This window comes from Aliivibrio sp. SR45-2, from assembly GCF_963890165.1.
Classification (GTDB): Bacteria; Pseudomonadota; Gammaproteobacteria; order Enterobacterales; family Vibrionaceae; genus Aliivibrio; species Aliivibrio salmonicida.
In genome coordinates this window covers 60,250-85,877 of the sequence record NZ_CAWPRC010000227.1, presented here as the reverse complement: position 1 = coordinate 85,877, position 25,628 = coordinate 60,250, and the positions used below count along the sequence as shown (strand labels likewise).

Here is a 25,628-nt window from a genome sequence, read left to right as displayed (position 1 = left end):
TATTGTCTAAAACGTTTCACGTGAAACATGCTTGTTATCACGCTGCATTGTAATACGATGTATAACCTAGCGTCACCTACCGCACAATATCTCATTAATAACAGTCCTCTCAATTAAGTAATACAGAACGATAAACTGGTCACATACAAACAACGTTTTATAGGTAATCCTCCCTTTGAATTTAAAGGAATAAATATAGGATTACGTATAATGAAAAAAACGCTTTTAGCTCTTACCGTGTCGAGTATTATCGTAAGTACCCCCTCATTCGCGTCTGCACCAAATACAGATTTAAATTTGATGCCATACCCTCAATCTGTAGAGTTAAAATCAGGGAAACTGCCCATTGATAACAATTTCAGTATTTATATTGATGGTTATAAATCGGAACGCATTCAACAACTGGCTCAACGAGTCATTAAACGCATCGAAGCACAAACCGGCTTACCTCTTCTTTCCCCATTTTCTAATTCAGAGAAAAACGCCACTTTAATTATTCGAGTCAATAAAGCCGCAAAAAAAGAGATTCAAGACAATCATATTGATGAGTCTTACCAACTATCCGTAAACCAAAAGCAAATCATCTTACAAGCTGAACGCCCTTATGGCGTAATTAGAGGTGCAGAAACTTTCCTTCAACTTATCACAACATCAAAGAATGGTTACTCTGTTCCTCAGATAATAATTGAAGACCACCCTCGTTTTCCATGGCGTGGCGCTTCATTCGATTCCTCACGTCACTTTGTTTCAATCGAAACGATTAAACGTCAGATAGATGGTTTCGCGTCTGCCAAAATGAATGTGTTTCACTGGCATCTTTGGGATGACCAAGCCATTCGCATTCAAATTGAAAGCTACCCTAAATTATGGCAAAAAACCGCTGACGGTGATGTTTACACCAAAGAAGAGATTAAAGACGTTATTGAGTACGCACGGTTACGCGGCATTCGAGTGATCCCTGAAATATCATTACCGGGTCATGCCTCTGCGGTAGCTCACGCCTACCCAGAATTAATGTCGGGTGAAGGTAAACAATCTTATGAGCAACAACGAGCTTGGGGAGTATTTGTCCCTTTAATGAACCCTCTCAACCCTGAGTTATATATCTTCTTCGACAACGTATTCAGTGAAGTTACCGAGCTGTTCCCTGATGAATATATTCACATTGGTGGTGACGAACCAAATTATCAGCAATGGAGTGACAATAAAAAAATCCAAGCCTTCATCAAAGAAAATAACATTGATGGTAATAGAGGTCTTCAATCTTACCTAAACGCACGCATTGAAAAAATGTTGAATGACAAAGGTAAGAAGATCATGGGTTGGGATGAGATTTGGCACAAGGACCTACCAACTTCTATCGTGATTCAAAGTTGGCGTGGGCACGACAGTATTGGACAAGCAGCAAAAGAAGGTTACGCAGGATTATTATCCACGGGATTTTACTTAGATCAACCTCAACCGACTAGCTACCATTACCGCAACGATCCAATGCCAAAAGGACCACAAGTCGATGACCAACAGCATCAAGGCGAAAGCTTTGAAACCTACACATGGCAAAAACCAAGAGGCAAAGGTGGCCCTCGTAAAGGGACATTAACGATCATTACCAGTAAAGATGGTAACGCACGTGCCTTTACCGATTACAACGGAAAGTCACGCGCAAAAGTTGATATTATTGAGTACACCAAAGGAGAATCATTCCGTGGTCACTTTGATAATTTCATGTCTTATACTGAATTCAACTTAACGATGGATAACCGCCAATTTTCTGATGGCAGTTACCAATTGATTGGTAATGTTCGTTGGCCAACAACAGGAGAGTTAACGGCCTCCTCGTCAATGAAAGGAACTAAGATTGAAAAACCTACCGGTGGTTACCCCGTCGCATTAAATGAAAAAGAGCAAGCATTAATCCTTGGTGGAGAAGCCGCTATCTGGGCTGAGAACTACGATGATCTCACCGTTGAAGCTCGTATTTGGCCCCGCACTTACGCGGTTGGTGAACGCTTATGGTCAGCTGAATCTCTGACAGATGAAGACAGTATGTATAAACGGTTAGAAGTCATGAATAACTGGGCGACAATTTCTGTTGGTTTGCAGCACCAAGCAAACAGTTATAAACAGTACTTACGTTTGGCTAATGGAGGAGATGTATCCGCTTTGGCTAGTTTTGCAAACTATGCTGAACCAGCGCAATATTACGCACGTAACTGGGCTAAATTTAATGCAACCGATCCTAAAGGCGAATTATACAATCAATATGAAAGGTTAAATCGTTTTGTTGATGCCGTACCTGTTGAAAGTTTGGCCGTATTAAAAATGATGAGTTTGGCAACAACGGCGACAAATACCTCCTCAGATTTACAAGAATTGAAACGCCACTATCAAACGGTGTTAGACAGTGCCATAAAATCAAAACCTATTTTTGAAAACAACATTGCTTCTATCGATACTGCACCATTAGCCGAAAAACATAAAGAGGTGGCAACCGTCGCTTTAGGGCTTATTGCAATCCTAGAAAAAGGAAAGAAACCAACACCAACACAGCTTCGTCACGTTATCTCTGTAACCACAGCGGCATCAGGAATGTACGATGAAATGATCGTTGCAATCGTTCGTCCAACAGAAGAGCTAGTGCGTCAGCTACGTAAACAATAAAAACCACCCTCGACGATAAAAGAAAGCCGTCACCATCTTAATGGTAATGACGGCTTTTTAATTTCAATACAGCAAAAAAGAGGAAAGAAGTTTCACGTGAAACACGGTTCGTCGTGATAGTTCACTATCCCGAATAACTTCGCTCCCAATCTTTCCATACCGGTTCAAAACCCCTCGCCTTAACCGCTTGTGCAACCGCAGACGCTGAACGCTCATCACTAATAGCAAATTGCTCTAATGCCTCTTCGTTATTTGCGTAACCTCCAGGTTGAGTTTTTGATGCTGCAGAAACAGAAGTAATTCCAAGCGATAATACATTATCTCTAAAGTGTTCAGACTCACGAGTAGACAGTGACAATTCAACTTCCGAATTTAACAAACGGTATGCACAGATTAACTGCACAAGCTGTTTATCACTCATGATTGATTTGGGTTGCAACGCACCTTCACATGGACGCAAACGTGGGAACGAAATCGAGTACCTTGTTTGCCAGTACGTACGCTCCAAGTAATCTAAATGCGCAGCCACATAAAAACAATCGGTGCGCCACTCTTCTAAACCAATCAAGGCACCAATACCTATTTTATCAATCCCTGCTTTGGCTAATCGGTCCGGTGTTTCTAAGCGGTAGTTAAAGTCCGTTTTGTTACCTCGCAAATGATGTTCCGCATACGTCGATGGATGGTAAGTTTCTTGGTACACCATCACGGCATCTAAACCCAATGTTTTTAGTTCTGCGTATTCGTGTTGATCTAATGGTTGAACTTCCATGGCCAAATAATTAAATGACCGCTTAATTTGAGGAACCGTATCACGGAAATAATTCATCCCAACTTTTGTTTCATGCTCTCCAGTCACCAAAAGTACACTGTCAAAATTCATCGCTTTAATCGCATCAATCTCGTTAGCAATTTCATCTTGATTCAAGGTCTTTCGTTTAATTCGATTCTCCATCGAGAACCCACAATAAGTACACGCGTTTGCACATAGGTTCGAAAGATAAAGAGGAATATAAAACCCCATGGTATGGCCAAATCGCTGGCGAGTCAGCCGCGCGGATTCTTGAGCCATTTGCTCTAAATACCCTTCTGCGGCTGGTGAGATTAACGCTTTAAAATCGTCTAAATTACGCTTTGGTTTATTCAACGCTCTTTCTACATCTTGCGCTGTTTTACTGTAGATGGAGAGTTTGACCTCATCCCAATTCAGTTTTTTCCATTCATCAGTAAACGTCATCGCCTTTCCTTAGTCTCGGGAGTTAATCCAAGAATGCCGTTAATGGACTCGATGCCACCGCTTGAGAACTCACAGACGCCAACCCATTTTCATACGCTAACCGTCCAGACTGAACCGCCAACTTAAATGCCGTAGCCATCGCCACTGGATTTCTTGCTGCCGCAATCGCGGTGTTCACCAATACCGCATCAGCACCCAACTCCATCGCAAAGGCCGCATGCGATGGCGCGCCAATTCCAGCATCAACCACAACGGGCACTTTTGCTTGATCAATAATAATCTTTAAAAAATCACGGCTCACAATGCCTTTGTTTGACCCAATAGGCGCACCCAATGGCATTACTGCCGCACAACCTACTTCTTCAAGTCGTTTGCATAACACCGGATCAGCGTGACAGTAAGGCAATACAATAAATCCTTGGCGAACTAATTCTTCCGCCGCTTTTAATGTCTCAATCGGATCGGGCATTAGGTATTTTGGATCAGGATGGATTTCCAATTTCAACCAATTAGTTTGCAACGCCTCTCTGGCTAACTGAGCCGCAAAAATCGCTTCTCGGGCATTTTTAGCTCCAGATGTATTAGGCAGTAAATTTATGCCCGCTGTAATAATTGGCTTTAAAATGTCATCCTCAGGATTGCTCACGTCCACTCGTTTCAATGCCATCGTTGCGAGCTCAGAACCCGACTCAATTAATGCCTGCTGCATTATTAACGAATTAGGGAATTTTCCTGTTCCAGTAAACAAACGAGAAGAAAATGATGTATTTGCGATAATCAATGGTTGTGTCATATCAGCCTCCTGCAATAGCTTGGAATAAGGAAATCGATTCACCGTCAGATAAACCACGTTGTTGCCATTCACTTCGAGGAACGATTTGTTGGTCAATAGCTAACGCACACCCTTGAGTTTCTATTTGTTGATGAGATAGAAACATGAATAACGTCATTTTCTTTTCAACCCGATGCACAACCCCATTTAATTCCACACTAATTAAATTATTCACTGACCGATTCTCTCTCTTTATTACATGTTTCACGTGAAACATCGTTAAAATCACTTGGTGACTGACAGACAGGACAACAATGGTCTTTGGGAATATCCATCGTCGACCAAGATAATGACTTACCATTAAATTGATGCAGTGAACTCCATGCCATCCACTCAGGTTGCGTTAAATACTTAATTGTCTCTAAGGCTTGTAGATTGCCTATCATGCCAACCACAGGCCCAATAATTCCGAAAGATTGACAGTTTTTCGTTTGTTGGCTTTCAATAAAAGGGAACAGACAGTGATAACAAGACGACGATGTGTTGCCTAACTCATCACCCTTATTTGAAAACAACATCAATTGTCCTTGCCAACCAATCGCTGCGCCAGAAATTAAAGGCACCTGATGTTGAACACAGGCGGCGTTAATATTGTGACGTGTTGTTAAGTTATCAGTGCAATCTAGAACAACATCTACCTGTGTAATGAATCGTGAAAGCGCAGGTTCTGTTAGGTGCTTCGTTATCACCTCAATCGTAATCGTCTTGTTTATTGATTGCAGTTCTTGAGCCATCGCTAACGCTTTATTCTGTTTTATACTCTGCTCACGATAAACCACTTGCCTCTGTAAGTTACTAAGATCGACGTCATCGCCATCGGCAATAATCAACGTCCCGACACCTGCGGCAGCCAAATACATTCCAACAGATGATCCCAACCCTCCGCAGCCAACCATTAGCACGGTGCTATTTCGAAGAGACAACTGTCCTCGCTCACCAATATCAGGCAACATGATTTGTCGGCTATAACGAAGGAAATCTTGATCATTTAATCCTTCCATCAATAAATTACTCATCGATCACCTCCTGTGTATTTTGCGATTTAAGAAGGTGATCGGATGTTCTTGGTTGGGCTAAAATCGCAGAAAACTGATTGACGGCTTTTTCTATATTGTCGGCTTGAGTGATAGCTCGAACGACCGCAATGCTATCAACTCCGGTTTGCCACACTTGCTCAGCCACCGTTAAATCAATACCACCGATAGCAACGGTTGGTGTTTCACCCGCTAATTTTCTGTTGTTCGCTAAGTTAACTAAACCTTGAGGTTCTGATGGCATGTCTTTGGTCGGCGTAGGGAAAACATGACCAAGAGCTAAGTAACTTGGGTTCAATGCTTTAACGGTCATTAACTCACTGTCATCGTGAGTAGATAATCCTAAACAAATACCGGCATCAGAGATGGCAAGTAAATCCGCTACTTCAATGTCTTCTTGCCCAAGGTGAATACCAAACGCGCCATGCTTTATTGCTAGTTGCCAATAATCATTAATAAAGACTTGAGCATCATATTCACGACCGAGTCTAATCGCTTCAATGATCTGATTTTCTAAATCAGGTTGTTCCGGGTTTTTAATTCGTAATTGAATGGTTTGAACATTAACTTTAAGTAATGTCTCTATCCATGACACATCATCTACCACCGGGTAAAGGCCAAACTTTTCTCTATCGATTGCAGGAAAAGAATACATCGTTTGATCTCCAGAGTGGTGTTCCACGTGAAACACCACCATTCATGATTAAAATAATAATGGTAACTGTCGTTAGCTTTTCACGGGTTCTGCCTCTACAGCAGGATGGTACAACTCAGAACCAGAGGCCTTAAACTCTGCTGATTTTTGGCGCATACCTTCAAGTGGGTCATCGAGCATTTTGATATTAATCGCTCGGTCTAACTCCACTTGTTCTGTGTCTTTGGCATACTCTCGAACTTCTTGTGATATTTTCATTGAACAGAATTTAGGCCCGCACATTGAACAAAAGTGAGCAACCTTGCCTGACTCTTGAGGCAGTGTTTCATCATGAAATTCACGAGCAGTTATTGGGTCAAGTGAGAGGTTAAACTGGTCTTCCCAACGGAATTCAAAACGGGCTTTTGATAAGGCATTATCTCGAATTTGGGCACCCGGATGACCTTTGGCTAAATCACCCGCATGAGCGGCTAATTTATAGGTGATCAAACCAATCTTAACGTCTTCTTTATTTGGTAGGCCTAAATGTTCTTTCGGTGTGACATAACAAAGCATTGCACAGCCATACCATCCAATCATGGCCGCACCAATCCCCGAAGTAATGTGATCATAACCAGGGGCAATGTCAGTCGTTAATGGACCTAATGTATAGAACGGTGCTTCATGACAGTGCTTGAGTTGCTCGTCCATGTTTTCTTTGATCATATGCATTGGTACATGACCCGGCCCCTCAATAATCACTTGAACATCGTATTCCCAAGCAACTTTAGTTAACTCTCCGAGCGTTCTCAATTCAGCAAACTGTGCTTCATCATTCGCATCCGCAATTGAGCCCGGACGTAAACCATCCCCTAAAGAAAGAGAAACATCGTACTTTGCACAAATCTCACAAATTTCACGAAAATGCGTATATAAGAAACTTTCTTGATGATGCGCTAAACACCATTTTGCAATGATAGAACCGCCACGAGAAACAATCCCTGTCACTCGTTTCGCCGTCATTGGTACATAACGAAGCAGTAAACCGGCATGAATCGTAAAGTAATCTACACCCTGCTCCGCTTGCTCAATTAAGGTATCTCGCATGACTTCCCAGTTTAGATTCTCTGCCACGCCATTCACTTTCTCTAGTGCTTGGTACATCGGAACCGTGCCAATGGGTACTGGGCTATTACGAAGGATCCATTCACGTGTTTCGTGAATATTACGACCTGTCGATAAGTCCATCACCGTATCACCGCCCCAACGTGTAGACCAAACCAGCTTCTCTACTTCTTCTTCAATCGACGAACTGACCGAAGAATTACCAATATTGGCATTAACTTTAATTAAAAAATTACGACCAATGATCATTGGCTCTGCTTCTGGGTGGTTGATATTGGCAGGAATAATGGCTCGCCCTTCGGCGACTTCGTTACGTACAAATTCAGGGGTAATTTCTTTTGGAAGGTTGGCACCAAAACTGTGGCCAGGATGCTGATGATTTAGTTGTTCATCTGCAAATTTTTGACGACCCATGTTTTCACGGATCGCGATGTATTCCATTTCTGGGGTAATGATACCTTGGCGAGCATAGTGTAATTGCGTCACACATTGTTGAGGTTTGGCTCGTCGAATCGTGGGTAAATTGCCATAACGAAGTTCATCAAGTGTTTCATCAGACAGGCGTTCTTGAGAATAAACAGAGCTTACCCCTTTCAACACTTCAGTATCAGTGCGGTCTTCTATCCAACGTTCGCGTAATTTAGGTAACCCTTGGTAAACATCAATGTCGTAATTTGGGTCGGTATAGACCCCAGAGGTGTCATAGACTTGAATGGGTTCGTTTGGTATCAGTGTTGGGTTTTCTTTTGTTCCACCAACTAAGCTATCAGCCAATGATATTTCACGCATTGGAACACGAATATCAGGACTAGAACCGTCGATATAGATTTTTTTTGAATTGGGATAAGGTTGAACAGAAAGCGACTCAATGTTTGATTTAGCATCCAAACGCGCTTGTTTACGACTTGACGACATAGCAAAATTCCTTGTAATAATTAGGATAATTGCTTGTCGGATTATGTAGCAAGAGGTTCTTAGTGTGCGTAAATATAAAGTAGAAAAATCGTCTACTTAATTCAAGGTATCTGCTGAAAATGACACTTTGCAGTTACAATGATATGACAGCACTAAGTGATAAATTATCTCTTGTTCCCTTCGCAGGTATTAGCCTGATCAGGTTCTACGGATCCCGCAACGCGGTCTCAGCTCGTACTTTAAAAAAGTACTAAGCACTCCGACAAGTTTCTTTCAGAAGTTCTTGGTGAAAAACTGAACGAGTGCGGAGTATAAAGAAAGGAATAAATCACAGCAAATATTCCATTGAAGAAATAATAAAATATCGAGAAAAAGAAAAAGCCACATTAATATGCGGCTTTGTTAGCGATTTGTATCAGATTCGACTAAGTAAAGAATGTCTTATTGAGCAATCATGACATCACATTTCAATTTATCAGAAACTTCATCACCAAGCGTACGCCCCCAGTGAATTTTACTTTTATGGTAACCAATGATCACGAGATCGGTATTGATTTTATCCCCAATCTCACTGATGTGTTTTACGATATTTCCATCAGCAATATGTACAGCGCGAACAGGATAAGGTGATTCTTTAGATAATATAGATAACTGCTCTATTCGCTTAAACTCTAACGCGTTATGGCTCGATTCTAGCTCTAGCTCAACATCCATGTAATTAACATCACCGATGCCGACCTCTACAAAAATGACATGCAATTCTGCGTCATTTTGTTTTGCAAGAACCCCTGCTTTAACCATTAACTTATGTGCTTTACTGTCATCAGGATTTAATGCGAGTAAAATGGTTTGGTATAACTTCATATCTTGCTCCTGTGAAAGAATAACTTACGACGCTGATACTATAAAACTATAATCAACCTGCTGCAATTAGAAGCATGATTAAGTAATCACTGCCATTTTTGTATTTAAAAGAGATATTGATAAAAATTCATATCCAACTATGTTATTAATAAGCTAGCTTTCTATTTTAATCGAGGTATCAATGAATCAATTTATGCTATTGGGCTTTATTGCTTTTGGTGGCGCATTTGGGGCTTGTGCCCGCTATTTGATCTCAGAACTTTGTGTCGTTCTATTAGGTAAAGGCTTTCCGTATGGAACCTTAACCGTCAATATTGTCGGCTCTCTTATCATGGGTGTATTAATGTCTTCTCTTAACCAAGGCATTATTGAAGCCGCGCCTTGGCGTCCAATTATAGGGCTTGGATTTCTTGGAGCACTAACGACGTTCTCTACATTCTCGATGGATAATGTCATCTTGATGCAACAAGGAGAAATAATCAAAGCGGGTCTAAATATTTTACTGAATGTAACCTTAAGCATCACTGCCTGCTTTATTGGCTTTCAATTAATGAAAAGCTAATCTATCTGCTTTTTAGTATGTTCTTTACGAGCAGACATAAAAAAGACGCTTAATAATAAGCGTCTTTTTTAGTTTCAATGAGTCGTTATTATCACCACGTTCTTACAGGTGTGTAACCACTTATCATTATAGCCATTTTCGTATTTACGCTTTCGAATCCTTTCCAAAGTTTTTTCGTTACTGCTGTTTTTTTATTTCTTGGTTGTTGCTTACCGTACATAGCTTCATTAAGCATGTTCTTTGCAGCAATTTGACCAAGATAAACAGAACCTAAATCGTAATTCATTTTATAAAACCTTAGAGATTAATTAAGCAGCGAATTGTACTGCTTACCCTCTAAAAAACAAGATCTAGATCACACTTTTATTTCAGTAATAAAAACAGGACATTATCGAATCGTTGGCGTTGCTAAGTATGTAGACTTACGAACACCTTCCCCAAATGTACTCTGGATTAACGCCGTCATCTCTTGCGAATTTATGGAATCAGCCGTCTTTTGAATATTCAATAACGCATCAATTCCATAGCCATGTATTGTGTACCTCGTAAATAACCAGGCTTGTTGTGATGAGTTATTTTTCATTGGAGACAAATCAACCACTAACTGTTTTGCAGCAGAACGGGTTTCTTCCTCAGACACTCCTTTTAATAAATCAGTAATCACTTTGTCTATCGCTGATTCAATAAGCTCCGCATTTTTTGGAGCAACTTGAGCGCCAACAATCCAATTACTTCGTAATTCACCATCAGAGTTTATGATTTCTGTATAAGGCGCATAATCTAAGCTCAGCTCTTCACGTACATAAGACATCAAACGTTTAGAGACAATGCGTTGCAGCATATCTTCCATAAACAAGGATTTTGCTAATTGATTCTCATCAGCCTTATTCGCAATAAAATGAGCAATATAGTGACTGTTGTTTTCGGTATTAACTGCCATTGTAAAACTAGGCTTAAATGGTTCTTTGTAACCAGCGGCATAATCAACAGGTTCAGAATTAACGAATTGAATACTAGCAACATACTGACGCAATAACGGTTTTAACTCTGTTGGTTTAAGATCAGCAACAATCACTAATTGATAATTTCTATTCTGTTGGAATAATAATTGATGAACTTGTTTTATTTGCTCATCAGTGACGTCAACCACTCCATCGCCTTCCAGTAATCGATGACTGCTCGTTACTACATACGTATTGTGGTTAATGGCTTGAGTAAATTTACCCAGTGGTGTTTCTAGGTAGGCAGTGCGGTTTTGATTAAACTCCTGTTTTACCGCTTTAAGCTGCTCCCCATCAACTTTAATCTCAGACATCAATGCTGATAAAACGGCAAAACTTTCGGCAATCCCTTCTCTATTAGTTAAGACTTCAAGACCATGATGAGTAAAGTTAATATATGGATAAAGCTCAATATCATTACGTCTTAGATGTGCATCTAACTGAGACCCGGTAAGGTCGCCCAATCCACTGCGACTAACAACAGGAATCGCAATGTTTGCTGCGGGAAGTAAATTTGGAGTCAACGCGGCCATCCCACCTTTACTCGCTAACGAGATACTGATGTCATTCCCAGAGTTTACATCTCTTAAATACAGAACATTAATGCCATTATCTAACGTCCAACTTGTTAAGTTTCTTTCGCTCGATATCAACGTTTCTGAAAGAAGACTTCCAGACATAGCAGGGACAGGGAAAGCGGAGGTAATATTATTAAGTAAAGGTTTATTACCCTGCTTGTTATACAGAGACCTTAACTCAGGGATCGCTAGTTTAGTGGCATCAATACTTTCACTCGCATCTAAACTAATACCAAATTGGTAAGAACTTGATAGCAAATCATGCATATGTTGATTAATAGCCGTAAGGTCTACCATAGAAATAAAGGCTTCCAAGCTTTCTTTATAATCTAAAATAGACTGACTTGGTTGCTGGTTAACAATATTCATTGATTTGTTTTCTGCATGATCAACCGCGTTTAAATCGTCTCGGTTTTTACCCATATTATCTAATTCATATTGATAATATTTTACGATGTCCTCTAACTCATTAGCCGTTGCACCATAATCACGTAAAGAAGCCAACACCTCTAAAAATTGCGTTTCGCTTTGCTCTCTATAACGTGTCGGAAATGATACTGAAGAAATGGAGTAACGACGGTCTGAAACAAAGTATTCTGTCGAATAAATCCATTGAGCGGGCATTGCTGCATCTAAAAATGCAGCATTCATTCTTTGTTCAATTAATTCTTGAGAAATATAATCTAACCAAAGCTGGTGTTGTTTTTCTCTACTTTGAACATTCGCGTTTCCACGATCAATAATCATATTGATGCTTGGCGCTTCACCACCCGCAATATAGCCAATAAAATCAGATGTATTTAATACCTCCTTTTCCATTGTTGTTGCCGCAGTTGTGCCTTTTTCCCAAGAAGTGAAGTGTTTTTTAACGAGCTCAGTCGCTTGCGCTAAAGTAACGTCCCCCGTGATAACGATCTCAGCCAATTGTGGTTGATACCATTTCTTATAAAACTCGCTTAATGTTTCTGAAGACGCGGACACGACCGATTCTTTATTACCAAGAGGATCATAAGCATCATATGAGTTGTTGGTCATGTGCTCATAAAATTGTGTCGATGTATCCTTCTCTTCAAACCGAGAATATCTAAACTCACCAAGAATAACGTCTTTCTCTTTCTCTACCTCTTTAGAAGAAAGCTCGATACCATCCCCAATATCTCGCATCCATGTAAGGGCGTTATTTAATTCACTGTTATTTGGAAGATCTAACTTATAAACGGTTTCCTCATAAGAAGTATAAGCATTAATATCAGCACCGAAGCTGAGTCCTGCATTTTCAAATAAAGAAATGACGTCATTTTGAGAAAAGTGCTCACTTCCATTAAACGCCATATGCTCAACAAAATGTGCATATCCTTTTTGATCTTGTGTTTCTTGGAATGAACCAGAATGAATAATCAATCTTACTGAGACCTCTTTTTCAGTATCTGGATAGATATGATAACGAAGTCCATTATCAAGTTGTTCGCTGACCCAATTAGGATCTGTTTTTATTGGTGTAACGGAGTGAGTTGCGCAGCCTGTAACGAATAAAGAAAAAGCTATTGGTAACCAATAAGTTCTCATAATACATCCTAGTTATTATATTTATATTTTATAAGGCTCTGATCTAAATATAAAGTATCTATAAATGCAAGGAATTAACGTAAATGATTGCTATTCTCAATGGTTTTTTTGTTACTTGCGAAATCCGCCACAATTTACTCAAACCGCAGACAGCAAAAAGGCTTGTATCTTTCGATACAAGCCTTCTCTAAATATGGCAAAGCTAGAGTAATTCGAACTCCCAGCACGCGCGTTCTTATGGTGGGGGAATCCGTTGCTCTTTTCTATACTCTAGAAATGGAAAAACCCCAGCATTTCTGCTGAGGTCTTAAATATGGCAGGGGTGGAGAGATTCGAACTCCCAACACGCGGATTTGGAATCCGCTGCTCTGCCAGTTGGAGCTACACCCCTGTTATGCGTGCTATTGTAATGACTTAAACAATAAAATCTACTATTTCTGCGCTAAAAATATGAATCTAAATGAAAAATTCTACTTCTATCGCACTATTCCATCCAAAACGAACAGAAATTAGCCTTGTTTAACTTTCTCTACAAATTGATCCACTCGTTGCCAGTTCGTATATTCCACTTCTTTCGTTGGGTCAGTCTCTCCCCCCGTCATTCTCATGATTAATTGAATCATAAATCGATCAAAGAAGTTATAGCGCGGATAAAATAAGGCGCCAGCAAACGTGTCTTGCAAACAAGGGACCCAAGGAGATCTCATTAAAAACTTTTTAAAATACGCACTGGTTTCTGGCGTATCTTTCCCCTCTTTACGAGCCGTCAGATTTACAATGAAAAATGACGCTTTGGCTTGTTCTAATGAAATTTGGTGCTGTTCGATAAACTGATACAGCTTCTTATTTAAATGCCCATAACGAACAGATGCACCAATAACAACGCGGTCATAATCTGAAAATGCAACGCTCAATGGTTGATGCACATCCATTAAGTCACATTGACAATCTGAACCTAACTTCGTTGCTATGTAATTCAAAATTTTAATCGTTTGACCTTCACGGCTCGAATGAAGAAGTAATACTTTTTCCACAATAACCTCTTTTATTAATCTTGAGTGTTAACTACGCCAAAACGTCGGCGTAAATAAAATAAGGAGTGTAAACACTTCCAAACGACCAAATAACATCGAGATGATTAAAATCCATTTCGCTGAATCATTTATATCACCAAAGTGTACAGCAACCTCACCTAAACCAGGCCCTAAATTGTTTAATGTTGCCGCCACCGCTGAGAATGCGGTCAATTCATCAATGCCTGTCGCAATCAATGCCAACATACAAATAACGAACACTAATGTATAAGCAGAGAAAAATCCCCATACGGCATCAACCACTCGTTGTGGTAATGCCTTACTACCAATCTTAATCGTATAAATAGCTCTTGGATGAATCAATCGTTTAAGCTCACGCATTCCTTGTAATGACAATAATAAAATACGTATCACTTTCATTCCACCGCCGGTAGACCCCGCACAACCACCAATGAATGAAGAAAACAGCAACAACACAGGTAAAAATAATGGCCACTCAGCAAAACTGGTGGTTGTAAAACCCGCCGTTGTTGAGATAGAAACGGTTTGAAATAACGCCTGATCAACAGCGGTACCAATCGAATCATAAGTACTGTGTTTCAATAACAACAAAAACGTAATTAAAAATAACAACACTTGAATGAAGATAAATGCTCTGAATTCTGGATCTTTCCAGTAATACTTAGGATGTACACCACCAGACGCAAAAGCGGCAAAGTGTAGAGAGAAATTACACGCTGAAATAAGCAAGAACACCACTGTAATCGCATTAATTACAGGGCTATTGAAATACCCCATACTTGCATCATGGGTAGAGAAACCACCAATAGCGATTGTTGAGAAACTATGAGAGATGGCGTCAAACCAATCCATCCCCGCAGCCCAAAATGCCAATGTACAAGCAATGGTTAACGTTAAGTAGATATACCAAAGCACCTTAGCCGTTTCAGCTATTCGCGGAGTCATCTTAGAATCTTTTACCGGTCCAGGAATTTCAGCACGATAAAGCTGCATCCCACCGATACCAAGAACAGGAAGAATCGCAACGGCGAGTACAATGATACCCATACCGCCAAACCACTGAAGCAGTTGTCGATAGAATAAAATCGCTTTTGGTAAGTGGTCTAATCCTGTAAGAACGGTAGCACCAGTTGTCGTCAAACCAGAAAAGGACTCAAAAAAGGCATTGGTTATCGAAATATCAGGTGAACCAGATAATAAAAACGGCAATGCACCCGCACTACCAATTACCATCCAAAATAAGACCACAATGAGAAACCCATCGCGAGATTTTAATTCTTGTTTATGCTGTCTATTGGGGAACCAAAGTAGCCCTCCACCGGCAAGTAACAAGAAAAAAGTAATAACAAAAGGCACACCGGCACCATCACGATAAATAAACGCGACAAGAGCGGGGGCTAACATGAAAAAACTGAACACCGCGAGTAAAATACCCACAATGCGGATTATTGATCGAAACTGCATGATTTATTGAACGCTTCGCGTCACTCACATCCTAATGGTTTATATGAATTGAATTTATTATTGTGTTGGAAATTCAATTTTGGCCCCGCTTTTATTAATCACAGCGGTTTTAAATTCGTTAATAACGCGTTTTTCTAATTTTAAGGTCATGACAACCCTATCACTATAGTCAGCGCTAATTTGTTGCCCTTCAAATTGATGTAGTAATGTTTCGACCAAGCTCACTAAGTTATAGTCACAATGTAAAACAACCGTCGCCGTAATTCGTTTTTCTTCTGTTTCAATCAGCTTTAATGCTTGTTGTACACCGCCGCCATACGCCCTTACTAACCCACCAGTACCAAGCTTGATACCACCGGAGTAACGCGTAACTACCGCGGTAATTTCACCAATACCACAACCACTTAATTGAGCCAGAATTGGTTTACCTGCAGTTCCTGAAGGTTCACCATCATCACTAAATCCCCACTTCATTGAATCTTCAGGTCGTCCAGCTACAAAGCCCCAGCAATGATGCCTTGCTCCGGCGTGTTTCGCTTTAATTTCGGCAACAAATTGTTTTGCTGCTTCAACAGAGGAAGTTCTCGCGAGGTAAGTAATAAATACGCTTTTTTTGATCTCTTCTTCAAACACCGCCATTGCTTTAGGTACTTGATATGGTTGATCACTCATAGACTACACTGATAGCAAAAATGGAACCTTAAAGTGTATCACTTCTGATGAAATTTATTCTTTTAAGCTGAGCTTTATTCTTTTCATCACAAAAACAAATTTGTGATCAACCAATACAAACGTAAATAAAATGTTAAATTTAGTTTGCCATCTGTTTAAATTAGCACCACTATTAACTGGTCAAACCAGACTACTATAATAATGAATACTCAACTCTGGTTCTCATTTCATGGAGATAGAAAATGATTTATCAAGGTGAAAACCTCTCTGTAGATTACATCGAAAACGGCATTGCTCACTTAGTCTTTAATGCGACTGGCAGTGTTAATAAGCTCAATATTGCGACCCTACGCTCACTAGGTGAAGCCATTGATGTTCTCTATAAGCAAAAGGATTTACAAGCACTGTTACTTTCATCAGGTAAAAGTGCTTTTATTGTTGGTGCTGATATTACCGAGTTCTTAGGGTTGTTTGATACACCAGAAGAAGAACTCAGTGATTGGTTACATCAAGCTAATGTGATTTTTAGTCGACTGGAAGATCTTCCTGTACCGACACTATCTGCAATTACTGGCTTTGCTCTGGGCGGCGGTTGTGAATGTGTACTTGCTACCGATTTTAGATTGGCGGATGACACCGCGTCGATTGGCTTACCAGAAACCCAACTCGGAATCATGCCTGGCTGGGGCGGTTCTGTTCGTTTACCTCGCTTAATAGGTGCCGATCCCGCAATGGAAGTCATCACAACAGGTAAACCAAAACGCGCTAAAGATGCATTAAAAATAGGAATGGTCGACGGTGTTGTTTCACGTGAAACATTGATTGATGCCTCAGTATCTATACTGAAACAAGCGATCGATGGTCAACTAAATTGGCAACAACGTCGTGAACAAAAGAAAGCCCCTATTCAGCTATCCCCTCTAGAAGCCGCTATGTCGTTCAATGTCGCCAAAGGCATGATAATGAAAATGGCTGGGAAACATTATCCTGCACCACTAACTGCCGTTAAATCTATCGAGCAAAGTGCAAACATGCATCGTGATGACGCTTTGGCGATTGAGAACAAACACTTCGTGGCTCTCACTCGTACTGACGTCGCAAAATCATTGGTTGGTATTTTCTTAAATGACCAATTAGTAAAAAGCAAAGCAAAGCAAGCCGTCAAAAACAGCGAGCCAGTTAAAAATGCCGCGGTACTCGGCGCAGGGATCATGGGCGGTGGTATAGCCTATCAATCGGCATCAAAAGGCGTGCCTGTCTTAATGAAAGACATTGCACAAACGTCATTAGATTTAGGGATGAACGAAGCCTCGAAACTGCTTAATAAGCAATTAGAACGCGGGCGATTATCTGGACTAAAAATGGCACAAGTACTTTCATCTATCACACCATCACTCAATTATGGTGGCATAGAGACGAAAGACGTTATCGTTGAAGCCGTCGTCGAAAACCCAACCATCAAAGCGGCGGTATTAGCTGAAGTCGAAAATGAAGTTAATGAACACGCCATCTTAGCGTCAAATACCTCAACCATTCCAATTTCACTGCTCGCTAAATCATTAAAACGTCCAGAAAACTTCTGTGGTATGCATTTCTTTAACCCTGTTCACAGAATGCCATTAGTGGAAGTTATTCGTGGCGAGAAAACCTCACAACAAACCATTGATCGCGTAGTGGCTTATGCTTCTCAAATGGGCAAAACACCTATCGTTGTGAATGATTGCCCAGGGTTCTTTGTGAACCGTGTTCTTTTTCCTTATTTTGCTGGCTTTAGTTTATTGCTGCGTGATGGCGGGAATTACCAACAAATCGATAAAGTGATGGAAAAAGAGTTTGGTTGGCCAATGGGCCCTGCTTATTTACTAGATGTCGTGGGGATTGATACCGCTCATCATGCACAAGCGGTTATGGCGCAAGGTTTCCCAGAACGCATGGCGAAAAATGGCCGAGACGTTATCGATGCGATGTTTGAAGATGAACGCTATGGCCAAAAAAATGGAATTGGCTTCTATGCTTATGCCCTTGATAAAAAAGGCAAGCCGAAGAAAAACATTGATGAAAAAACCAATGCCATTATTGCCACAATAACCGACTCAACTCAACCTTACACCTCTGAGCAAATTAGCGCTCGTATGATGATCCCAATGATTAACGAAGTCATTCGTTGTTTAGATGAGGGGATTATCGCTTCTCCAGCAGAGGCTGACATGGCCTTAGTGTATGGATTAGGTTTTCCTCCATTTAAAGGCGGCGTATTCCGCTATCTGGATTCTATCGGTCTAGAAACGTATTTAGACATGGCCACAGAGTTTGAGCAATTAAGTCCGGTTTACCAAGTGCCTGACAGCATCAAACAAAAAGCAGCGGCTGGAGAGTGTTATTACCCGGCCCCGAAATCATCTGTTTCATCACCATCGGTTTAAGGAAGAATTTATCATGAAAAATGTCGTTATTGTTGATTGCATTCGAACACCGATGGGACGCTCTAAAAATGGGGTATTTCGTCATACTCGTGCCGAAGATTTATCCGCACACCTCATGAAAGGGTTATTAGAAAGAAACCCAAACGTTGACCCAAACCAAATTGAAGATATCTATTGGGGTTGTGTGCAGCAAACCTTAGAACAGGGCTTTAATATTGCTCGTAATGCATCGTTATTAGCAGGATTACCCAAATCCATTGCCGCAACAACAGTTAACCGCTTATGTGGTTCATCGATGCAGGCTCTACATGATGCCTCTCGTGCCATTATGGTTGGAGATGCCGACATCTGCATTATTGGTGGTGTCGAGCACATGGGCCATGTACCAATGAACCATGGGGTTGATTTCCACTCTGGCTTATCAAAAAACGTAGCTAAGGCTTCAGGTATGATGGGGTTAACGGCTGAAATGCTCGGCAAGATGCATGGTATCTCTCGTGAACAACAAGATGCCTTTGCTTTTGCTTCTCATCAAAAAGCACATAGAGCGACGATTGAAGGTCACTTCGATTCTGAGATTCTTCCGATGGAAGGTCACGATGAGAATGGGGCGCTAACGCTAGTGAAACACGATGAAGTCATTCGTCCAGAAACAACCCTTGAAGGTTTGGCAGCTCTGAGGCCGGCTTTTGATCCCGCTAACGGTACCGTTACCGCAGGTAGTTCATCAGCATTATCGGATGGTGCTTCCGCCATGCTGATCATGAGCGAAGAAAAAGCAAATGAACTAGGATTAACCATTCGAGCGAAAATTCGTTCAATGGCGGTCTCTGGCTGCGATCCCGCCATTATGGGTTATGGACCTGTTCCTGCTACAAAAAAAGCATTAAAACGTGCTGGCCTATCCATAGATGATATTGACCTATTTGAGCTGAACGAGGCTTTTGCCGCTCAATCACTGCCTTGCATTAAAGACTTAGGTTTATTTGATGTGATGGAAGAAAAGATAAACTTAAATGGAGGGGCAATTGCGTTAGGTCACCCATTGGGTTGCTCAGGTTCTCGTATTGCCACCACATTAATTAATAATATGGAGCGCACAGGTGCAAAACTGGGCGTAGCCACCATGTGTATTGGTTTAGGGCAAGGTATTGCAACGGTCTTTGAACGACCTTAGGAATAGATTGATACGCTAGAAACTAAAAAAGTCGCCTTCTGGGCGACTTTTTTCGAGTTGATACCTTATTCGGTATCGCTTGTTATCTTATTTTTTTAAGATAACTTTAGTATCACGCGCTTGGTGGAACCAAAAACGCTTTCTGCCTGTTGATTTAGACATGAGATATCCTTCTTAACTTTAGTATAAACATGCATCAATACGATGCGCTTGTTTAGCCTGAGAAGAGATATTTATCTTATGTAATTTATACATAGAGAAGTTGTACGTTCTTTACCTTTTCCATCTATTTACACTTTAAAAAGAGATTCTCTTTAAAAAAATAAGTAGGTAGCCTAATAACGATATTAGGTATAAAGCCAACGCATTTCACAACTTCGATAGCACACGGTCATATTACATTATAAATAGATCCAGTTAGGCTTATTCGCTGCTAACGATCTGCTGAAATGTTCAATTATTAATAATTGGAAAAGTGAAATGAAACACGGAGATAATAGCTTTTTCGAAGATATTTTTCTGAGGGTTTGACTTGTACTTATTGCTTGTATTAATAACTCTATACATCAGAGCAAGGGTGCAAAATAACACGATCCAATAAAAAGTAAAGATCTTATTTGCTCTTTTCGAATTTTTTTTCATACAATGATCTATGCATAAAATGCATAGTCACCATGTTTAAGTATCATTTTTTTTCCGAAAAACACTCACCTATACTTAACCCATCAATCAAATGCAGAGTTTGATTCTCTATTTAATATCATTGGAGTTCGTTATGTTTAAAGCACTCATTTTGAATCAAGAAGAAAGAAACACTATTGCCGCAGTTACTAAAATCGATGAATCTCAACTGCCAGAAGGCAATGTGAAAATTGATGTTAGCTACTCTTCTCTTAACTATAAAGACGGTTTAGCGATTACAGGTAAAGGGCGTATTGTTCGTAACTTCCCGATGATCCCTGGTGTTGACTTAGCCGGTGTCGTTTCTCACTCTGATGATGCTCGCTACAAAGCAGGCGATGAAGTCGTTCTTACTGGTTGGGGTGTTGGCGAAGGTCACTGGGGCGGCATGGCTGAAAAAGCAAGCCTAAACGGTGATTGGTTAGTTCCTATGCCAAAAGGCCTAGACGCTAAAAAAGTCATGGCGATTGGTACTGCTGGCTTCACTGCAATGTTATGTGTACAAGCGATTGTTGATGCAGGCATTAACCCAGAAGACGGTGAAATTTTAGTGACAGGATCAAGCGGCGGTGTGGGCAGCGTGTCTATCACATTGTTAAACCAACTTGGTTATAAAGTAGCGGCAGTAACAGGCCGAGCTTCTGAAAATGGCGAGCTACTTAAATCACTAGGAGCAACTCGTATTGTTGAACGTAGTGAATTAGAAGAACCAGCAAAACCACTAGAAAAACAACTGTGGGCTGGCGCGATTGATACCGTTGGCAGTAAAGTACTTGCTAAAGTATTAGCTCAGATAAATTACAACGGTGCCGTAGCGGCGTGTGGCCTTGCGGGTGGATTCGATCTACCAACAACAGTCATGCCATTCATCCTACGTAACGTTCGTTTACAAGGTATCGATTCGGTTATGTGCCCTCGCGAAAAACGCATTAAAGCATGGGAACAACTATCTACGCTTCTTCCTGAGTCATTTTATGCTCAAGCAACAAAAGAAGTGTCATTAGATGGTGCTATCCAAGCTGCTGAAGACATTACGAACGGTCAAATTACAGGTCGTGTCGTTATCAAAATCTAGTTTTATAATTAGATAAAAAATTTAACGCTGAGCCCTACCTAGCTTGGTGTTAATGTGAAAACATCAGTAAATTAAAGGCAGCTTAATCGCTGCCTTTTTATGCTTAGTCTCTGCAACACCAATCAAACAAAACCAATATCTTCAATGCGTTTTTCAATTAATTTCCCACACTCTTCTTTTACAACTCTACGTAACCAACTTTGCGCGGGCGATGTATCGCAACGAGAATGCCAAATTAATGAATAATCAAACGGTGTAAATTCAAAAGGTAATGGTTTAATCACTAAGTCATAACGTTCAGCAACTAAATAAGCTAAATCGGCTGGAACCGTAATAATTAATGGCATCCGGTCGACAATCGCTAAAGCCGCTTCTAAATGGTAAGCCCTTAATACTTGTTTGCGATCTCGTTGGCCAATCAACGCGGTATCTAACAATGCTTTTACACCATCACTGATCGCAATCATCGCATGTGGATACGATAAATAATCGTCCAATGTCAGTAATGCATGAGACAACGGATGATGCTTTGATAAAAGACATAACACTCCAACCTGCCCTAATACTTCTTGTTTTAATGGAGATACGGACCCGATAGGACGACAAATTGCCATGTCGACTTTCTCTGTACTCAATTGTTTAAACAAGTTTTCATGATTAAGAGACGTAAACTCTAAAGATATATTTGGGGCTTGTTCGTAAATCTTAGGTAATGCATAAGGTAGAATTGTCTGCATTGCATAATCGGTCGTTGCGATCAAAAAGTGTTGATCACAATGCATAGGGGTAAAATCACTGGGCGTAAGCAACTGACGTAACGACTCTAAAGGTTGATTTATTTGCGCACAAATTTCTAATGCTTTTTCTGTTGGAACCAGATGCTGCCCTTGTCGAGTAAATAAAGGATCACCTAGTAAATCACGCAGCCGACCCAGCACCCGACTCATCGCTGATTGACTTAAATTCAGGCGAATCGCCGCTTGGCTAACGCTGTTTTCTTCTAACAGAACTTTTAACGCAACCAATAAATTTAAATCACGACGATAAACTTCTTCTAATTCCATAACCTAACCCATCAATAGAGAACGCCTTTATGGCATTACCTACATTTTAACGGTTTTATAGATAAAAAAAATCCCGCTTTTCACCTACGTCTTATTTAATATCAAGAATACGTGATAATACGGGAAACTGGAGTCGATATATTTCAGTTACATTCTGAGGTTAATGATCTTTATCTTCAATAGCCTCTGATTCACTCCATGTTTTTAGTTCAATCGTTAACGCTATCATAACTGAAGCTAAACTAATTAATGGAAAGAGGCTCATGGTGTTAGGTGTGCTGAAAACCAATGAACAGATAGTGACAAAACACAGCACGCAGTAAATAGTAAGGCGATCTATTTGAGTAAGCATAATGGCGATCCTTCTTTTATTACTTTTCTACAGGAGATGTTATAAACCATAAAAACAACAACTTAACCGTTCCATGTTAATTTATTGTTACTTTAAACCTACTCCATTTTCAGTTCTTTGCCAACGCGTATTGATTATTTTTTTTACAGCAGTATGATCTGGCTCGCCTTTAACTGTAAAGAGATATAAACATGACCATCAATTTTGATAATGCGACACACATACTAGAAGCTGAAGGATTACGCTGTCCTGAACCTGTCATGATGGTTAGGAAAACAATTCGACAGATGGCCGATGGCGATACATTACTGATTAAAGCTGATGACCCATCCACCACCCGAGATATTCCAAGCTTTTGTCGCTTTATGGATCACGAACTCATTGCAGAAGACACTGAAACACTCCCTTTTCGATTTCTGATCCGTAAAGGGCTTTCTGCGTAAAACAAAAAAGGCAGCCACGAGGCTGCCTTTTCTTAATCTGTTCGAGAATTAATGTCTCTTATTTCTCTTTGAAGTATGTCCATCTGATGTTGCAGATCACGCATTTCTGTTTTCATCGGTAATATATAACGAACTCGAACCCAAGCTTCAACGGATAGCCCCAAAGTAACAAGAGCACCTACAACCATAGGTAACCACATCTCGGTTAGCACCATAGCCAATAAATTCAAAGCAAATGCGGTCGAAAATAAGTAACACTGGCTTTGAGGAGAAATAGCTAAAAAACGTGTCATGATATGCTCCTTTCCTTAAGAAACGTCTACCAATACAACAAATCCTAACCGTAGATTACCACCTTATTTACTTAACCAACGTGGCGATTATCACACTCTACTCCGGTATTTTGTGAAACTTTAATGACAGTAAAAAACCTACTTTTTCTCACCGGTATACACCACCATGACACTGTCTGATTCATTCTTTCGAATAAACGCATAGTAAGGCTCACGCTTGATCACTTGATGCTCACCATTCGCAATTGATGAGTGATTATTTCTAAATTCGATGAGCTTTTTCCAATGAGACTGCAACGACCAACGTTGATCTTTTATCTCATTCCAATTCATCTTACTGTATATCCCTCCCATTTTGGCCGTTTCATCCCCATACCAAATAGAAACCGCATTAGGAGAAAGTAGTAACGCCGTTGCTGCATCACGGTAATCCGCGTAATTATCTGCGTTTACACTGCCCACTGAAGAATCAGATAACGATTTACCATCAAACCAAGTCAATCGAGTCATACTTGGTTTTTCAGCTTGGCTTTGAGTTACGTACTCAGCATTAAGCTTAGTGAGGCAGTGCGGTTCATCATTGCTTTTTAAAGACAGCATTTGATCGCTAAAGTAATTCTGTTGCTGTAAATCAATCACACGAAAAGACGCATTTTCTAACGCTTTGTACGCGTTGTCTTTGTTCCACAGAGTAAAAGCGTCTTTCCCTTCTTGCTCGATCTTCTGAGTTAACTCTGGTGTTGAATTAGAAACAACAAAACCATCAATCCCAAACTCTGACACCCATGCACTCATCCATCCAGCTAGGTACTCATTTTTTGTCTTTTCACTGCTTTTTACTTTAGTTGACGGCTTATTCGCAAAAAATGCAGGCAACGTGATCGCGTTTTCATTATTTTCTTCCATCCATGCTTCTGACCACCAATCAGGTATATCACCATTCTTATTTTTAAAAGCATCTAAATAATGTGTTAAGTTTTGACCTTCTTGTGGTTGCCATTCACTCCAATAGCTTGGTAACGCATCCGGATTATTCGGCTGAATTGAAAATTGCTGTAAATCCGATAAGGTTGGTATTGACGGTGCCGTATCCACACTCCACATCACTCGCATACCCAATTGGTGCGCTAGGTCGACAAACGTTCGCATTTCTTGCTCACTCCCCATGTTGGTATCCAGTTGCGTCCAATCGAGAGTCGCACCACCGGCATAAGGGTATTCAGGAGAATTGCCGCTCTTATTGGGTAACCACCCATGCACTTGCTCTAGAGGAGTGGAGATCCATACGACATCAACGCCTAATTCGGCTAAGTAATCGAGTTTTTTTGTTAAGCCAACAATATCTCCGCCCTGAAAGCCCTCCTTTGTGCTTTGGCGTCCATAACTGTGATCATTCCAACTGTTCCCATTAAAGAATCTATCCGTTGCGATGTGGTAGAACGTCGCACCATCCCAAGAGAAGCGCGCTTTTTCTTCTTCTGATTCCAACAGTAATACGCCACCACTGTGGCGACTTGGTGTTAGCGTTATCTCTCCATTAACCACCTGAGCAATATTCCCAGTATAAGCATCGGTGATCACATCACCGTTTGCCCATAAATCAGACACAGAAACAGTCACTGGTTGAATGCCTAATACGGGACAAATAGCGGTGTTATTGTTTGAGCTTGTGGTTGATTCAATTTGATTTGATGAATCAGCTGTTGATATTGAATCAGAACTATCTGTCGAGGTTAATGACGTACTTTGACATCCTACCAATAGCGAAAGGGAGATAAACGTTGCACAAACAGATAATTTCATCGAAATCAGCAGCCTAAATAAAAGAGAAGAGTGCCAATTGTAGTCACTGTTATCGATATAATTAACCTCTAATTTTCGAAAACACGATATTTAGACAAAAAAATACCCCGCCATAGC

21 protein-coding genes, 1 tRNA gene, 1 pseudogene and 1 riboswitch are annotated in these 25,628 nt (G+C 40.5%); of the genes and pseudogenes, 6 read left to right on the top strand and 17 right to left on the bottom strand.

Going from position 1 to position 25,628, the window contains the following annotated elements; all coding sequences use genetic code 11:
- Positions 1–210 precede the first annotated feature (210 nt).
- Positions 211–2,661 (top strand): family 20 glycosylhydrolase, encoded by a 2,451-nt coding sequence (locus AACV33_RS21430; protein WP_182699627.1) that lies wholly within the window; start codon positions 211–213, stop codon positions 2,659–2,661.
- Positions 2,662–2,785: 124 nt separating this feature from the next.
- Here AACV33_RS21430 and thiH read toward each other — a convergent pair whose 3' ends face one another.
- From thiH to AACV33_RS21395, 7 genes and pseudogenes are all read right to left on the bottom strand, one after another.
- Positions 2,786–3,898, bottom strand: coding sequence for a 2-iminoacetate synthase ThiH (gene thiH, locus AACV33_RS21425; protein WP_182699626.1), 1,113 nt, complete (start codon positions 3,896–3,898; stop codon positions 2,786–2,788).
- A gap of 22 nt (positions 3,899–3,920) precedes the next feature.
- Entirely contained in the window at positions 3,921–4,691 is a 771-nt protein-coding gene (locus tag AACV33_RS21420) for a thiazole synthase (RefSeq protein ID WP_182699625.1), read from the bottom strand.
- Between the two features lies 1 nt (position 4,692).
- Positions 4,693–4,905 (bottom strand): sulfur carrier protein ThiS, encoded by a 213-nt coding sequence (gene thiS / locus AACV33_RS21415; protein ID WP_083190263.1) that lies wholly within the window; start codon positions 4,903–4,905, stop codon positions 4,693–4,695.
- Positions 4,898–5,746 (bottom strand): HesA/MoeB/ThiF family protein, encoded by an 849-nt coding sequence (locus tag AACV33_RS21410; protein ID WP_182699624.1) that lies wholly within the window; start codon positions 5,744–5,746, stop codon positions 4,898–4,900. The genes thiS and AACV33_RS21410 overlap by 8 nt, the downstream gene beginning before the upstream one ends.
- A pseudogene (gene thiE, locus AACV33_RS21405) lies at positions 5,739–6,413 on the bottom strand (thiamine phosphate synthase); the annotation flags it as partial. The pseudogene thiE and the gene AACV33_RS21410, both read right to left, overlap by 8 nt.
- Positions 6,414–6,491: 78 nt before the next feature.
- Positions 6,492–8,438, bottom strand: a complete 1,947-nt coding sequence (gene thiC, locus AACV33_RS21400; protein ID WP_182699623.1) for a phosphomethylpyrimidine synthase ThiC — start codon at positions 8,436–8,438, stop codon at positions 6,492–6,494.
- A 158-nt stretch (positions 8,439–8,596) separates the two neighbouring features.
- Positions 8,597–8,710: riboswitch (TPP riboswitch) on the bottom strand.
- Between the two features lie 169 nt (positions 8,711–8,879).
- Positions 8,880–9,302, bottom strand: coding sequence for a universal stress protein (locus AACV33_RS21395; protein ID WP_012551383.1), 423 nt, complete (start codon positions 9,300–9,302; stop codon positions 8,880–8,882).
- 181 nt (positions 9,303–9,483) lie between these two features.
- Here AACV33_RS21395 and crcB point away from each other — a divergent pair, with 181 nt between their 5' ends.
- Positions 9,484–9,864 carry a fluoride efflux transporter CrcB gene (gene crcB / locus AACV33_RS21390; RefSeq protein WP_182699622.1) on the top strand — a complete coding sequence of 127 codons (381 nt, stop codon included), beginning with the start codon at positions 9,484–9,486 and terminating at the stop codon, positions 9,862–9,864.
- Positions 9,865–9,955: 91 nt separating this feature from the next.
- Here crcB and AACV33_RS21385 read toward each other — a convergent pair whose 3' ends face one another.
- From AACV33_RS21385 to AACV33_RS21360, 6 genes are all read right to left on the bottom strand, one after another.
- Positions 9,956–10,150 (bottom strand): hypothetical protein, encoded by a 195-nt coding sequence (locus AACV33_RS21385; RefSeq protein ID WP_012551381.1) that lies wholly within the window; start codon positions 10,148–10,150, stop codon positions 9,956–9,958.
- Between the two features lie 102 nt (positions 10,151–10,252).
- Positions 10,253–13,009, bottom strand: coding sequence for a M16 family metallopeptidase (locus AACV33_RS21380; protein ID WP_182699621.1), 2,757 nt, complete (start codon positions 13,007–13,009; stop codon positions 10,253–10,255).
- A 314-nt stretch (positions 13,010–13,323) separates the two neighbouring features.
- Positions 13,324–13,400, bottom strand: a tRNA-Trp gene (locus AACV33_RS21375).
- 118 nt (positions 13,401–13,518) lie between these two features.
- Entirely contained in the window at positions 13,519–14,043 is a 525-nt protein-coding gene (gene hemG, locus AACV33_RS21370) for a menaquinone-dependent protoporphyrinogen IX dehydrogenase (protein WP_017020764.1), read from the bottom strand.
- A gap of 27 nt (positions 14,044–14,070) precedes the next feature.
- Complete coding sequence (locus tag AACV33_RS21365; RefSeq protein WP_017020765.1) at positions 14,071–15,528, bottom strand: TrkH family potassium uptake protein; 1,458 nt, start codon at positions 15,526–15,528, stop codon at positions 14,071–14,073.
- Positions 15,529–15,585: 57 nt separating this feature from the next.
- A complete protein-coding gene (locus AACV33_RS21360; RefSeq protein ID WP_182699620.1) occupies positions 15,586–16,200 on the bottom strand; it encodes a YigZ family protein in 615 nt (204 codons plus the stop codon).
- 242 nt (positions 16,201–16,442) lie between these two features.
- Here AACV33_RS21360 and fadB point away from each other — a divergent pair, with 242 nt between their 5' ends.
- The 3 genes from fadB (at position 16,443) to acuI (ending at position 21,556) form a co-directional block, all read left to right on the top strand.
- Complete coding sequence (gene fadB, locus AACV33_RS21355) at positions 16,443–18,623, top strand: fatty acid oxidation complex subunit alpha FadB (RefSeq protein WP_182699619.1); 2,181 nt, start codon at positions 16,443–16,445, stop codon at positions 18,621–18,623.
- Positions 18,624–18,636: 13 nt separating this feature from the next.
- Positions 18,637–19,800 carry an acetyl-CoA C-acyltransferase FadA gene (fadA, locus tag AACV33_RS21350; protein WP_012551374.1) on the top strand — a complete coding sequence of 388 codons (1,164 nt, stop codon included), beginning with the start codon at positions 18,637–18,639 and terminating at the stop codon, positions 19,798–19,800.
- Positions 19,801–20,575: 775 nt separating this feature from the next.
- Positions 20,576–21,556: an acrylyl-CoA reductase (NADPH) gene (gene acuI / locus AACV33_RS21345; protein ID WP_065611929.1), complete on the top strand. Its 981-nt coding sequence runs from the start codon at positions 20,576–20,578 to the stop codon at positions 21,554–21,556.
- Positions 21,557–21,678: 122 nt separating this feature from the next.
- Here the strand turns inward: acuI and AACV33_RS21340 are convergent, their stop codons facing one another.
- Entirely contained in the window at positions 21,679–22,620 is a 942-nt protein-coding gene (locus tag AACV33_RS21340; protein WP_012551372.1) for a LysR family transcriptional regulator, read from the bottom strand.
- Between the two features lie 160 nt (positions 22,621–22,780).
- A complete protein-coding gene (locus tag AACV33_RS21335) occupies positions 22,781–22,972 on the bottom strand; it encodes a hypothetical protein (RefSeq protein ID WP_012551371.1) in 192 nt (63 codons plus the stop codon).
- 191 nt (positions 22,973–23,163) lie between these two features.
- Here AACV33_RS21335 and tusA point away from each other — a divergent pair, with 191 nt between their 5' ends.
- Positions 23,164–23,415: a sulfurtransferase TusA gene (tusA, locus tag AACV33_RS21330; RefSeq protein ID WP_017020771.1), complete on the top strand. Its 252-nt coding sequence runs from the start codon at positions 23,164–23,166 to the stop codon at positions 23,413–23,415.
- A 32-nt stretch (positions 23,416–23,447) separates the two neighbouring features.
- Here tusA and AACV33_RS21325 read toward each other — a convergent pair whose 3' ends face one another.
- Positions 23,448–23,708 (bottom strand): hypothetical protein, encoded by a 261-nt coding sequence (locus AACV33_RS21325; RefSeq protein WP_012551369.1) that lies wholly within the window; start codon positions 23,706–23,708, stop codon positions 23,448–23,450.
- 138 nt (positions 23,709–23,846) lie between these two features.
- A complete protein-coding gene (locus AACV33_RS21320) occupies positions 23,847–25,511 on the bottom strand; it encodes an alpha-amylase (protein WP_065611930.1) in 1,665 nt (554 codons plus the stop codon).
- Positions 25,512–25,628 lie beyond the last annotated feature (117 nt).